Origin of the sequence: Psychroserpens sp. Hel_I_66 (assembly GCF_000799465.1) — a bacterium.
Classification (GTDB): domain Bacteria; phylum Bacteroidota; class Bacteroidia; order Flavobacteriales; family Flavobacteriaceae; genus Psychroserpens.
The window spans coordinates 1,961,659-1,975,677 of the sequence record NZ_JUGU01000001.1 but is presented as its reverse complement, the minus strand read 5'-3'; the positions used below and the strand labels follow the sequence as shown (position 1 = coordinate 1,975,677).

General features: G+C 33.4%; 9 protein-coding genes. 2 read left to right on the top strand and 7 right to left on the bottom strand.

The features are described 5' to 3' along the window. Window positions 1-205: 205 nt before the first annotated feature. From GQ40_RS08910 to thrA, 6 genes are all read right to left on the bottom strand, one after another. Window positions 206-1,762, bottom strand: coding sequence for a tetratricopeptide repeat protein (locus tag GQ40_RS08910; RefSeq protein ID WP_047547650.1), 1,557 nt, complete (start codon window positions 1,760-1,762; stop codon window positions 206-208). Window positions 1,763-1,810: 48 nt separating this feature from the next. Continuing rightward, the gene (locus tag GQ40_RS08905; RefSeq protein WP_156115562.1) at window positions 1,811-3,274 is read right to left on the bottom strand and encodes a hypothetical protein; all 1,464 of its coding nucleotides are present in this window, start codon (window positions 3,272-3,274) and stop codon (window positions 1,811-1,813) included. Window positions 3,275-3,576: 302 nt separating this feature from the next. Next, window positions 3,577-4,005, bottom strand: coding sequence for a hypothetical protein (locus GQ40_RS08900; protein ID WP_047547646.1), 429 nt, complete (start codon window positions 4,003-4,005; stop codon window positions 3,577-3,579). Window positions 4,006-4,048: 43 nt separating this feature from the next. Continuing rightward, on the bottom strand, window positions 4,049-5,347 hold the full coding sequence (gene thrC / locus GQ40_RS08895) for a threonine synthase (protein ID WP_047547645.1): 1,299 nt from the start codon (window positions 5,345-5,347) through the stop codon (window positions 4,049-4,051). After that, window positions 5,344-6,270: a homoserine kinase gene (locus tag GQ40_RS08890; RefSeq protein ID WP_047547643.1), complete on the bottom strand. Its 927-nt coding sequence runs from the start codon at window positions 6,268-6,270 to the stop codon at window positions 5,344-5,346. The genes thrC and GQ40_RS08890 overlap by 4 nt, the downstream gene beginning before the upstream one ends. 92 nt (window positions 6,271-6,362) lie before the next feature. Next, window positions 6,363-8,810, bottom strand: a complete 2,448-nt coding sequence (gene thrA / locus GQ40_RS08885; protein WP_047547641.1) for a bifunctional aspartate kinase/homoserine dehydrogenase I — start codon at window positions 8,808-8,810, stop codon at window positions 6,363-6,365. Window positions 8,811-9,132: 322 nt separating this feature from the next. On the opposite strand from thrA, the gene GQ40_RS08880 reads away from it, so the two are divergent. Then, window positions 9,133-10,689 carry a bifunctional ADP-dependent NAD(P)H-hydrate dehydratase/NAD(P)H-hydrate epimerase gene (locus GQ40_RS08880; protein ID WP_047547639.1) on the top strand — a complete coding sequence of 519 codons (1,557 nt, stop codon included), beginning with the start codon at window positions 9,133-9,135 and terminating at the stop codon, window positions 10,687-10,689. Window positions 10,690-10,762: 73 nt separating this feature from the next. Here GQ40_RS08880 and GQ40_RS08875 read toward each other — a convergent pair whose 3' ends face one another. Next, complete coding sequence (locus GQ40_RS08875) at window positions 10,763-12,181, bottom strand: TlpA family protein disulfide reductase (protein WP_047547636.1); 1,419 nt, start codon at window positions 12,179-12,181, stop codon at window positions 10,763-10,765. Window positions 12,182-12,307: 126 nt separating this feature from the next. Between GQ40_RS08875 and hutH the strand changes: the two genes are divergently transcribed. Continuing rightward, window positions 12,308-13,819 (top strand): histidine ammonia-lyase, encoded by a 1,512-nt coding sequence (gene hutH, locus GQ40_RS08870; RefSeq protein WP_047547634.1) that lies wholly within the window; start codon window positions 12,308-12,310, stop codon window positions 13,817-13,819. Window positions 13,820-14,019: the final 200 nt, after the last annotated feature.

Here is a 14,019-nt window from a genome sequence, read left to right as displayed (position 1 = left end):
ATTTTCTCTATTGCGATTTTAATGAATGACAACGAATTTGATAATTGAATCATTTGATATTTTTAATGGATCTTCATTTAAATAATTTAAAATATTAATAATTAAAATTGTATGTTGATTATTGAGTAAGATATTTGTTTATAAGAAACGAGTGCTCATTTTAGTTTTTAATTCCGAAGAAAAAAAATAGGATTTATCTTCTAAACTAGAACCCGATACCAACTTTATATAGCATTTCGCCTCTTAAATAAACAACTCCACCAATTAAGGTAATACTTTTTCCTATTCTTACTTTTAATCCAGCTTCAGGATAAAAAGCTAAATAGTCTTCGCCCTCTAAGCCATAATAGTCGTTGATGTTTTCATTATCATTGTTGTTAAATCGTTCTTTAAAATTTATTCCACCACCAGCATAGAGCCAAACGGGATAGAAAACAGGATACGAAATACCTGCGCTTAAACTGGCTACTGCAAGTTTTTCGCCTTCTGGTATTTGTTCTTCGGTTAGTATGAGTTCTGGTTCTTTATAGTTGAGTTCTAAGACTTCGGGAGATACTCTTAAATTGGTATAAAGACCAATGCCATCTTTATTCAAACGTCCTAAGGTGATCCCATATTTATTTTGGTCTTCATAGGTAAAACCGAAATATCTAGATGACACTTGTCGCGATTTCTTAGTAGCTTTCTTTAAGCCTTTTTGGGCTTGATCTATGTTTTCTCCATTAGGATAATTTTGTATGTATTTGGAATAATTTGAAATAGCTTTTGTGTAATTTTTATCTTTATATGCCTGATTTGCAAATTTGAAATAGCTGTTTCTTATGATTTGGTTCACTTCGGTAGCATACTTTCCATAAGGATACCTATTGATGTAGTTTTCGTAATTTTCTATATAATTATTTGTTTTTGCATAGTTATAGATGTCAAACTCAATTTTTTCGTCTAATTTGAATTTTACTTGTGATCTATACTCTCCTTTTTTATAGTTATCTAGATAATATTTTAAAGCATCTTGAGAACCAATAGAAATCGCTTTTTCATACGCTTGCTTGTCCAGTAATTTTATCTGGGAAGTAGCAATATCCTCATAAGTACCTTGAGGATAAGAGTCTAAATACTTATAATAAGAGTTGACCGTATTTTCGCCTTTTGAACTAGACCATAAATCTTTTTCTTCTTGTACGATTAATAATGCTTGTATTTCTTTACTGTAGTCACTCTTTGGGTAGGATGTTAAAAAATCTCTATAAGTGCTTGAAGAACCAGTTCTAATGGCTCTATTGTAGAGATCTTCTTCTGCCATACGGTTTTGGATTTTCTCATTTGCCTTTTCAATACGCTCTTGTTTATATTGATTTTTACTGGCGTATTGCGCTTCAGTAAAAAGGGGAGGAGGTATTTTATTCTGCTCTTCTTCAAAAGCAGTCTCTAGCTCAGCTAATTTAATATCTAACTGCTCGTTTGTGATTTTATATACAGTAAAAGCATCTGAATTTTCTACGTTGTCTGGTACTAATTTTTTAAGAGTTTCATAAGCAACTTTTGCTTTTAAGTACTCTTCATTGTTGTAATACGACATAAAGAGAAGTGCCTCAATTTTAGGGTTTGTTTTGCCCAAGCTTTGTTTGGCTTTTTCTGCTTGCGTTATGGCTTCGCTGTAGTTTGCGGTTTTGTAAAACTCTTCTGCCTTTTCAAAATTTTGTTTTGGGGTTTGGGCTTGGGCCATAAAACCTATTAATAAAAGTAAGTAAAAAAGTTTCATAGTTTATTTTTTAATATGTAATGTTATCAGAATTTCAAATTTTGGAATCTATCTAAAGGCTACTCCTTTGAAACTTTCTATTAAATTAAAATTCATATCGTAGATATATGTAGTAATATAGCTTACATTAGCTCTTTTTTCTCCTCTTATCATTTTAGTATCTTTATCCACCCTTTTAGCAATAATGTACTCACCATTTCTATCAAAAAGAAATGTATTCTTCCTTACTTTACCTTTCGACCAACTTACACTTTTAAAGTTAAAAAGATCATCCCCCTTTTTTATATATGCGAGATGATATTCAAGAACTTTTGAAGCCGAATTATAATAGTAAATATTATCGAATTTTATGTTGATTTTTTTATTTCCATTTACATCTATTAAATATGTAGTATTTCCGTTGGCACCTTCCATAGTGTTATATATAAAATATGGTACTGTTTGTAAAATGCGATCAATACCATCATTATCTCTTTCTTTATCGTAATCATATGCTAATGGATATATAGTTTGCTTGTTATGAACTTCAAATAAAACAATATTGGTATTAAGGTATTTTATTAATTTACTATCTTTTACTATAAGTTCAGGCTCAACCAATTCAGGCAATTCTCCCCATTCGTCATTACTGGTGTATTCTGTAATTCTTTGTAGTTTAGCTAACTCTGCATCAATTTTTTCTCGAGGGCTTAATTCTTTTTTATTGTTTTTGTAACGGTCATAGGTTTTGATGATATCGATCATTTCTAGTTCTGGCCATTCTAGGGTTTTAAGATCTGCTCTTAATTTCATGTGTTTGATTTGTTTCCAAACATTCTTGATTTTTTTGATACGCTGGTTTTGTTCGCTTTCAGTTAATCTATTAAAGCTGGCTTCTGACACATTTAATTTAATATCAGGCCCAATACTTGGGTCACTATAAGACCAATTGAAAAACTCGTTCCATGTTGGTGGGCTGCCAGCAATAGTTGGTTCTCTATATTCACCTTCTTTTGCAATGAGTAGGTCAACATCTTTAACGATGTAATCAAACATCATCACAACAGGAATATTTTCTTCTGGAATATTAACTTGTCCAACCTTATAGGTGTTTGTAGTATTGCCATCACCAGCAACTCCAGCGATTTTAATATCTACTTTTGTAGGTCTAATATCTAAAAAACGTTTTTGTAAATCTGGATACTCTTTTAGTTTTTCTAAAGACATGCTTCGTATTTCATTATCTACTTTTACGGTATAGCTTTTTTTTCTGGTCCATTGAAATGCGTACATTTCCATAGGTTCACCTAGATAATCCCAAACTTTCATTTTGAGCGTAAACTCTTTAAGAAATTTTTTATCGTCTGCTGCATCTAGTGTTGCTCTATTCATTATATCAGAGACTTTTAAATCTCCAATAAAACGACCTTGAGAATCTTCTTTTAAATCTCCATGATTGTAAGCAACATATACTTGAGAATTTGCTAAAAAGCTGAGGAATAATAATGCAGTTAGAAAGGTAGTCTTCTTCATTACCATAGTTAAAGTGGGTTTTAAAATTTATAATTTACTTTATATATTTTGGTTGTTTTTCCTTAATAAGATTAAACATCAATTAAAAATTCAAAGCCAAAAATATTGTAAGAAATTAAATTTTTTATCGTTTAAAAGCACAATAATACGATAAAAGGTGTTAAAGTAAAAAGTTTTGTCAGTATTTTTTTATATAGAAGTAATTGTAACGTATTAAATTCCAATATCGTGCAGTGATATAATCGAAGTAAAATGTGTAATCAGGAGTCTTTTATGGAAATAATAATTTAATATTAAAAAAACTAATCAATTATACGCTCATGTCCAGTATAGTGAAGTGGAAATTTATCATCATCGTTTTTAGAAATATCAAAAGTAACTCCTCTAAATTCAGCATTGAAACGACCTTTACCTTTAGTCTCAACAAGTTGTGAAAAAGCTGGGTTGGTTTGATCAATATGCATCACAACTTCAGCACATAAATTTTTATTTTGTACGTAAAAGACTAAGTAATCGTTTTGGTCTTTTTCTAAATAATCTGCTAGCCAAAATCTAAGATTATCTGTTCCAATCGATTTAATTTTATTGACAACTTCAGTTTGATAGACTTTACTGAGCACTTCGTTGTTTAGAAAAATTGGATTGTCTGTTTCGCAAGAAGTTCTATCACAAGAATAAAAAGATAATAGGATTAAAGTACTAAAAATACATTTTGAAAAGATTGATTTCATTAGAATCTGGTTGATTACTTATTTATAACGTAACGAACGCTATCTAAATTGTGTTTAATAAAAATGATTTTAACCCCTCATAATCTGAAATCTGCAAAGCCACTTTCTCCTTATTCATAACCGATTTAATTTGAGCTGGCAACTCCACTTTTGTGTCAATAACATCTTCAACCACATCCAAAAATTTGGTTGGATGCGCAGTTTCTAAAAATACACAATGCGCTTTTGGGTTTGTTTTTAGATAATCCTTGCAACCTAAGTAGCCAACTGCACCGTGAGGATCTGCAATATAATTGTAACGCTCATAAATTTCTAAAAGCGCTTGTCTTGTCTCATCATCGGTATAGCTAAAAGACGATAAATTGGATTTAAGTCTTTCAAAATTATTTTGGTACAATTCTTTAATACGTACAAAATTACTTGGGTTGCCAACATCCATCGCATTGCTAATGGTGGCAATCGAAGGTTTTGGGATGTAATTTTCGGTGGTAAGATATTCGGTGACTACGTTATTGGCATTATTGGCTGCAATAAAATGTTTTACGGGAAGTCCTAATCGTTGCGCTACCATTCCAGCACAGATATTTCCGAAGTTACCACTAGGTATTGAAAACACAATATCATCATGTTTATTATGCAACTGCTTGTAAGCAAACATGAAATAAAAGAGCTGAGGTAACCAACGTGCTACGTTAATAGAATTGGCAGAAGTTAATTGCATTTTACCCGTAATAGTCTCATCTAAAAATGCTTTTTTAACCATATCCTGGCAATCATCAAACACACCATCAACCTCTAAAGCAGAAATGTTTTGACCGAGCGTCGTTAATTGTTTTTCCTGAATATCACTCACTTTCCCAGACGGATATAAAATCACGACATTCACGCCTTTAACACCAAGAAATCCGTTAGCAACAGCGCCTCCAGTATCTCCTGAAGTAGCAACCAAAACGGTGACTTCATTAGTGTTATTTTTATTGAAATAGCCCAAGCATCTCGCCATAAATCGTGCGCCAACATCCTTAAAAGCCATCGTTGGACCGTGAAATAATTCTAAAGTTGAAATATTCTCGTCAAGCTCTATAACCGGAAAGTCAAACGATAACGTTTCTTCAACAATGGTTTTTAAAACAGCTTCTGGAATTTCCGGACTTAAAAATTGTTTAATGGCTTCAAATGCAATTTCAGGATATGACTTGTTGTCAATATCTTCAAAAAATGATTTTGGTAAAGGCTTTATTTCCTTCGGAAAATATAACCCGCTATCTGGTGCGAGGCCTTTAACGACAGCATTTTCAAAATTTGTATCGGGTGCTTTTCTATTTAGACTATAGTAGTTCATTGATTTAATATTTTAATCCCTTCAGTATTTATTTCAGAAATATAAACCTCAAAAGGAATTCCTGTTTCAGTGTAGACATTTTTAATGGCCTTAGCGACGTTTTGGGCGTTATCATTTCCGTAGCATAAACTAAAAATAGATGGTCCAGATCCTGAAATTCCGCAACCTAGAGCGCCATTCTCCAACGCTGCATTTCTAACCGTTCCAAAATGTGGAATCAACTGGCTACGAAACGGTTCTACAACAACATCTGTTAAAGATCTGCTCAATAAATCGTAATTGCTGGTATGCAAAGCATGCACCAAACTCCCAACATTTGACCATTGCGTGATAGCATCTTTTAATTCTATTTTCTTCGGAAGAATTGCTCGAGCTTCCGACGTTTTTATTTCAATTTGAGGATGTATAATTACTGCAAATAAGTCTTTTGGCGTTGGTAATTCTATGATTTCAAGAGGACTGACAGATTTCACTAAGGTGAATCCTCCAAAAATAGCAGGAGCAATATTATCGGCATGTTCACATTGGCTCGCCAACGCTTCACCTTTCATGGCGAAGTTGGTAAGCTGGGTTTTGTTATATGGTCGCCCTAAAAGCTCATTGATACCATAAACACTTCCAACAGCACTTGCTGAGCTACTACCGACACCACTTCCTGGTTTGATGTTCTTGTAAATTTCTATTTCAAATCCGCAGTATGGTTTTGCTTCATTATATAAAGCTAAAGCAGAGACACCAGCTACGTTTTTTTCGGTTTCAAAAGGTAAGTCGTAACCTTCAATTTTAGTGATACGAATGCCTTTTTTATCGGTTTTTCTAATCACCATTTCGTCCCCAATGGTATCGAGACAAAACCCGAGAACATCAAATCCACAAGAGACATTTGCTACGGTTGCTGGAGAGAAAATTTTTATGTCGTTCATATCTTATCTTTCGCGAATGCGAAATGGTTTGGTTTTGGTTTTCCGAAGAAAAAATATTTCATTTTGTGTTTATTCTAGTAAGTAGTGCTAGCTTATTTGTTGCTCACTCGAATAATATCTGCAAATAATCCTGAAGCGGTAACATCTGCACCTGCTCCAGCACCTTTAATGATCATTGGCTGCTCAGGATAACGTTGTGAGTAAAACATGACGATATTATCTTTGCCCTTAAGGTTGTAAAAGGGATGACCTTGAGGGATTTCTTTAAGTCCAACTTTTGCTTTACCGTCATTAAATTCTGCCACATATTTTAACTGGCAATCATTTTCTTTTGCGGAGGCATAAAGGTCTTGAAAATGAGCTTCATCTTCAATCAATGTTTTGTAAAAGTCATCAACCGAATTACTTTCTAAATTTGCTTTAGTCAAGAATGAATCGTTTTCAATATCTTCTAAATTCATTTTAGTCCCACTTTCACGAGCAAGAATAAGTATTTTTCGAGCCACATCAACACCGCTTAAATCAATTCTTGGATCTGGCTCTGTATAGCCTTCTTTTTGTGCTTGTTTGACAACATCATGAAATTTGACGGTATCATCAAAATTATTGAACACAAAATTTAAACTACCAGACAAAACCGCTTGTATAGAAGTGATTTTATCACCAGATGCAATTAGGTTATTTAGTGTATCAATTACTGGTAATCCCGCGCCAACGTTGGTTTCGAAAAGAAAAGGCGCGTTATATTGCAACGACAACTCCTTAAGCTCATTGTAATTTTCGAAGCTGCTTGAGCACGCAATTTTGTTGCAGGCCACTACAGCGATACTGTGTCTTAAATAGTCTCCATATAATTTGGATACCTCTTTGTTTGCGGTCACGTCAACAAAAATACTGTTGCGTAAATTAAACTCTTTTGCGCGTTCTAAAAATCCATCTAAAGTTGCTTTTTCGCCAGCCTTTAAATCTGTTTTCCAGTCTTTTAATGATAAACCTCTATCATTGAAAATCATGGTTCTTGAATTTGATAATCCAACAACCTTAAGGTTGATCTTCAACTGGTCTTTCAAATATTTTTTCTGCTGTTTTATTTGCTCTACGAGGCGTTCGCCAACGTTTCCAACTCCAGTTATAAACACATTGAGTTGTTTGTTTCTGTCTTCAAAAAACCTTTCGTGCAGTACGTTTAAGGCTTTTTTTACATCTTTTTCTACAATCACTGCTGATATATTTCTTTCGGATGCACCTTGTGCAATCGCTCTTATATTAATATTGTTTTTTCCGAGGGTTCTAAACATGCGTCCGCTAATCCCTTGGTGGCTTTTCATCTTATCGCCAACTAGCGCAATTATAGAAAGCTCTTTTTCTACAATAATGGGATCGATTTTATGTAGTGAAATCTCATTTTCAAAAGTAGTATCAATCGCAAATTTTGCAATAGTGGTATCTTTCTCATCAATCCCAAAACAGATGGAATGTTCTGAAGATGCCTGGGTAATAAAAATGATATTGATTTTCTCTTGTGCCAACGTTTCAAATAAACGTTTTGAAAAGCCTGGTATGCCAACCATACCGTTGCCTTGAAGCGTTAATAGAGCAATATTGTTAATGTTAGAAATTCCTTTTACGGGTGTCACAGAATCTGCACTTATGTCATTGGATATTTTAGTACCGTAGGCATCAGGATCTAATGTGTTTTTAATATGTATTGGGATGTTTAAATCCAATGCTGGTTGTACCGTTGGAGGATATAACACTTTTGCTCCAAAATGCGATAATTCCATCGCTTCTTGATACGATAAATTCTTAATTGGGAATGCTTGTTTTACCATTTTTGGATTGGAGGTAAACATACCACTTACGTCTGTCCAGATCTCCAGCGATTTAACATGCAGGGCAGCAGCTACGATAGCTGCGGTAAAATCTGATCCTCCTCTTCCTAATGTCGTGATTTCTCCTAAATGCGATTTTGAGATAAAACCTGGAAGAATGGTTATTTGTTGTTTTGCTTCGGAAAAGTAACGCTTTATGTTCTCGTTGGTCTTTTGGTATTGGACTTCAGCTTTTGTGAAATTGGAATTTGTAACGATCAATTCCTGACTATTTTTTCTTTCGCAATCCATCTTTCGATGTTTCATCGTTTCAGCAATAATAAACGAAGACAGGATTTCTCCAAAACTGACGAGCTTATCTGATGTTTTTGGAGATAGCTCATTAATTAAATAAATACCATCCAAAAGGTCTTTTAGCTCTTGTAATTTTTGCTTTAAATGGATTGTTATATTTTCATTTTTATTAGGGACCAACTCTGCTACAATGGCATGATGGATTTCTGAAATTTCATTGAAATTAGAAATGTAGTCTTGGTTTTTGTTTTGGGCTAATTCCGCAGTATGTAATAGTTTATCGGTAATGCCTCCAATCGCAGATACTACGCAAATAGCACGATCCTCTCTGGCATAGTTGCCAAGAATTGAAATAACTTTATTTATGTTTTTTGCAGATCCTACAGATGTTCCGCCAAATTTTAAAACATTCATTATAAGATGTTTATTTTGTGATTTTATAACCTAAGTCCTTTATGATAAGACATTTTTTGTATGAAAGATAAAATACTAGAAACCCCTAAGGGTAATTACATAAAAAGTCATCCCAATAATTTCAGAGATGTTAATTTGAAAAGTTGTTTGTGTTAGGTCTGTCATTTTTTAAGACTATACATTTCAAATGTATTATTTTTACAGGAATAAAAAAACTTAGAAAGTTATTTTGCGTTTTTTTCAGTTTAAAAGAATTAAATTCAATATTTAACCTTTTTTTCAACAAAAACTGGCAATATAGCAAACATTATAAATTGAATAGATGAAGATTTTTTCTAAAGAACAAATTTATGAAGGCGATAAGCTAACAGCAAAAAAACAAAATATAACATCTACTGAGCTGATGGAACGTGCTGGCATCCAAATTTTTAATTGGCTTCATGTAAGAATGCAAGGTGCGCAAGTACCAGTTCATGTGTTTTGTGGGATTGGAAACAATGGAGGTGACGGTTTGGTTGTTGCAAGACATTTGATTACTCATGGGTATAATGTAAAGACCTATGTCGTAAATTGTAGTGACAAACGTACAAAGGATTTTTTGATCAATTATGACCTTATAAAGCAGACGACTAAAAAGTGGCCAGACATGCTGGGCTGTGAGGCAGATTTCCCCGAGATTCATAAAGACGATATTATTATAGATGCTGTGTTTGGCATTGGATTAAATAGACCTGTAAATGACTGGGTGAAGTCATTGTTTCAGCATTTGAAAAAGAGTGAGGCATTTACTTTGGCAATAGATGTGCCTTCTGGAGTTTATACAGATAGAGCAGTAGACGATGAGAACGGAGTGGTGTGGGCAAATTATACACTCAGTTTTCAATCGCCAAAATTGATATTCTTTTTGCCTGAAACCTCCAAGTTTTCTGTGCAATGGGAAGTCGTTGATATAGGTATTGATAGGGAATTTTTGATTAAGACAGAAACCGAAAGTGAACTCATAGGAAAAAACGAGGTACTGCCTATTTACAAGCCACGTCAAAAATTTGCACATAAAGGCGATTTTGGACACGCTTTAATTATTGGTGGTAGCTACGGAAAAATGGGTTCTGTTTTACTTTGTAGTAGAGCAGCATTATCTATTGGGTCTGGTTTAGTAACTGCTTACGTGCCAAAATGCGGTTATCAAATTATGCAAACCGCTTTCCCTGAAGCGATGGTGATTACAGATGAAAATGAAAATTTAATTTCAGATATTAAATTTGATATTGACCCGACAGTAATTGGTTTGGGAATCGGGATGGGAACAGAGAGTGATACTGTTTTAGCATTGGAAAACTTTTTAAAATCCAATAAAGTGCCATTGGTAATTGATGCTGATGGGCTTAATATATTGTCAAAGAAAAAATCACTTTTAAAACTGCTCCCAGAACAATCTGTTTTGACGCCACATCCAAAGGAATTAGAAAGGCTTATAGGTAAATGGAAAGATGATTTTGATAAGCTTAAAAAAGCAAAGGCATTTACGAAAAAGTACAAGATTGTTTTAGTGATAAAAGGTGCAAATACAATGACCGTTTTTAACGATAAAATATACGTAAATACTACGGGGAATCCAGGTATGGCAACTGCTGGAACGGGTGATGTTTTAACTGGAGTAATTACAGGTTTGATTTCCCAAGGTTATGAAGCGCTTTCCGCTGCGGTTTTTGGTATTTATTTGCATGGTAAAGCTGCAGATCTTGCTATTGAAGACTTGGGCTATCAAAGCCTAATAGCAAGTCATATTATCGAAGCTTTGGGAGAGGCGTATGTAGATCTTTTTAAACAACCAGAACAACCTCAAATTGAAGAAGCAAAAACTGACGATAAAAAATAATAAGACTTAAATAATCTATCAAAAGAAAAAACCACTTCATTGAAGTGGTTTTTTATATTTTAAAATAAAACAATTACATTTTAAGCTCTCTTTCTAATAATTCTACCAATTTAGGGTCTGATGGTCTTGGTGCATCTGCGCTAACGATGTTTCCATTTGGGTCTATTAAGATAAATCTAGGTATCGAATTTACTTGATAATCATTCATGAAAGATGAATTGAAAGCATTGTCGGCATATAGTTGAATGCCTCCTAATTCTTTGTCCATGATCATATTTTTCCAGCCTTCTTTAGCTAAAAGAGCTTTTTCCTCATTTGTTTGACCTTTATAGCCTCTGCCATCATCAGTAGAAATACTAACAAACTCAATATTTTCATTATGAAATTTCTTTTCAACTTCTTTTAAAGAGGGTATTTCCTTAATGCAAGGTCCGCACCAAGTTGCCCAAACATCTACATAAACGTATTTGCCTTTTAAGTCTGCTAATGATAATTCGCCACCTTTATGGTTCTCATAATTGACAAATTGAGGAGATGGTTTTCCTTTTACCAAATCTTTATTTTTCTCAAATGTTTCAGTCAGTTTTTTCTTGGTCTCCTCCTTAGTTGTATTATCTTTTAAATAGGTATAAACAGATGCCATATTAGGATTACTCGGTGTTACCAGAAAACTGCTTAGATAGTCAATTGCATCGTTTTTTAATGCAGGTATTTTAGCTTCTTCAATAATTTGCAATTGATCTACAGTGACGTTTGAAATGTCATCGCCAATAGTATCAAATAGTTTAGTTAATAAATTATCAAAAGCTATGTTTTTGTATGAGTTTGATGATCTATAAGCTTTAGAATCGTCAAAATCCATGTCTTTTAATTCTGCTGGAAAGAAATCTTCAGATATTTTAAAATCTTCTTTTTTAGTATAATACCCATGTCTCTGCTTGTAGTTATTAAGCATGTTGTATTCATCGTAGACTAGATTTTGTTTTTCCGAAGAAATAAAATCTTCATCAGCATCATTCAAGTTTACTAAAAGAGAATTATTTGTGTTTTTAATGGTTTTGACTTTGGTTTTAAAATCAGCTTCTTCCATTGAGTAAAACGCAACCGGGTTTTCAATGCCTTTACTCTCATTGAGCATTTTTGCTGCCAAATAATTGTTTTCTACAGCACCTTCGCCAGAATATTTTAAGGATTCATCAAATTTGGTAGCATCTACATCTACGTGTAAACTATCTCCCTTAATTAAGTACAGTGGAGTATATTCTCTGCCAATAGTTAGTGCATAGAAATTGTTTTCGGTAATTTGAATGGTATCCAAAAAAGTACCATCTTCTTCGATATTGATTTCAGCTTTAAAATCAGCTCCATCAATCGTAGCTAATTTGACTTGCGAATTTTCAATTTTCCCAGTTACAATAGCGTACTCTACTTTTGGCTTTTCATTACAGGCAATAATTGAAATTGCTAAAAAAGCCACAAATAATCTTTTCATAATTTTTAATTGTTTTAGTAGCCAAAAATACAGATAATTAGGTTTTTGCTTGATATTTTAATAATTATTAACATTTGTTGCAAAGTATGTTTGTATTGCTGAATTTTGAACACGCAAAATAAGATCATGAGCCATATACATATTATTTCCTCGGAAGTTTTAGACCTGTCAACAATCAATACTATCGTTACAGAACATAAGCAATTAAAACTTTCCGAAGATTCAAAAACAAAAATTGAAAACTGCCGAAATTACCTTGATGAGAAAATAAAAAATCAAGATCAGCCAATTTATGGAATAAACACCGGTTTTGGTTCGCTTTGCGATGTGAAGATTACAAAAGAAAATCTTACAAAACTCCAAGAAAATTTAGTCATGTCGCATGCTTGTGGTATTGGTGAAAGAGTTCCCAACGAGATTGTTAAGCTCATGTTGTTCTTAAAGATCCAGTCATTGAGCTATGGGCATAGTGGAGTGCAATTACAAACTGTAGAGCGATTGATAGATTTTTACAACAACGATATTCTCCCAATAATCTATACTCAAGGCTCGCTCGGTGCTTCGGGTGATTTAGCGCCCTTGGCACATTTGGCTTTGCCTCTAATCTCCAAAGGGGAGGTTTTTTATGATGGCGAAATTTATCAGTCTTCAGAAGTTTTGAAGAAATTTGGATATGAATCGATAACACTTAAATCTAAAGAGGGTCTAGCTTTGCTTAACGGGACTCAGTTTATGAGTGCCTACGGAATTCATTTGCTCATAAAATCATACAAACTTTCTTACTTTGCAGATTTAATAGGGAGTATTTCCCTTGATGCTTTCGACGGAAGGATTGAGCCCTTTAATGCATTGGTTCATTTGGTTAGGCCACATAACGGACAAATAAAAACAGCAGAGCGAATTAGAGAATTTCTTGAGGGCAGTGAGTTGATTTCTCGAGAAAAAGCTCACGTTCAAGATCCATATTCTTATAGATGTATGCCACAAGTTCATGGTGCAACAAAAGATACCTTGGAATTTGTTAGAAAAGTTTTTAAGACCGAAATCAATTCGGTAACAGACAATCCAAATATATTCATTGAAGAGGATGAAATTATTTCTGGAGGCAATTTTCACGGTCAACCTTTGGCCTTGGCTCTGGATTATTTGAAGATTGCAATGGCAGAGTTAGGTAACATTTCTGAAAGAAGAATTTACCAGCTTATCTCAGGACTTAGGGGTCTCCCTATGTTTTTGGTTGATAATCCAGGTTTAAACTCTGGCTTTATGATTCCGCAGTATACAGCTGCAAGTATTGTGAGCGCCAATAAGCAATTAGCAACACCTGCAAGTATAGACAGTATAGTTTCCAGTAATGGCCAAGAAGATCATGTAAGTATGGGTGCAAATGCAGCGGTACAATGTCTAGATTTGGTAAATAATGTACAGCGTATTTTAGCCATAGAGCTTTTTAATGCTTCTCAAGCAATGTTTTTTAGAAAGCCATTAATATCTTCAAGATTAATTATTTCTTTTTTAGAGAGTTACAATAAAGATGTTCATTTTGTAAAAGAAGATGAAGTATTTTATTCTCTGATAAAAAAATCGGTACATTTTATCGATGATTTTAGCATAGAAAATGATTTGTTATTCGACTAAATACATAAAAAAATGTTAAACTGTTTATAATGAAAAAAAAGAATAAATTTATTTGGCGTTAAGTTTATTATAACATATTTTTGATTCGAGGTTGGGGTGAATCATGTTCATTTTCAACTTAATAATAGATTAAATAATAGCAATATAATCTATTATTCTTACCGTAAAATTGTTTAATAGCACAACAATTGATTATTAGC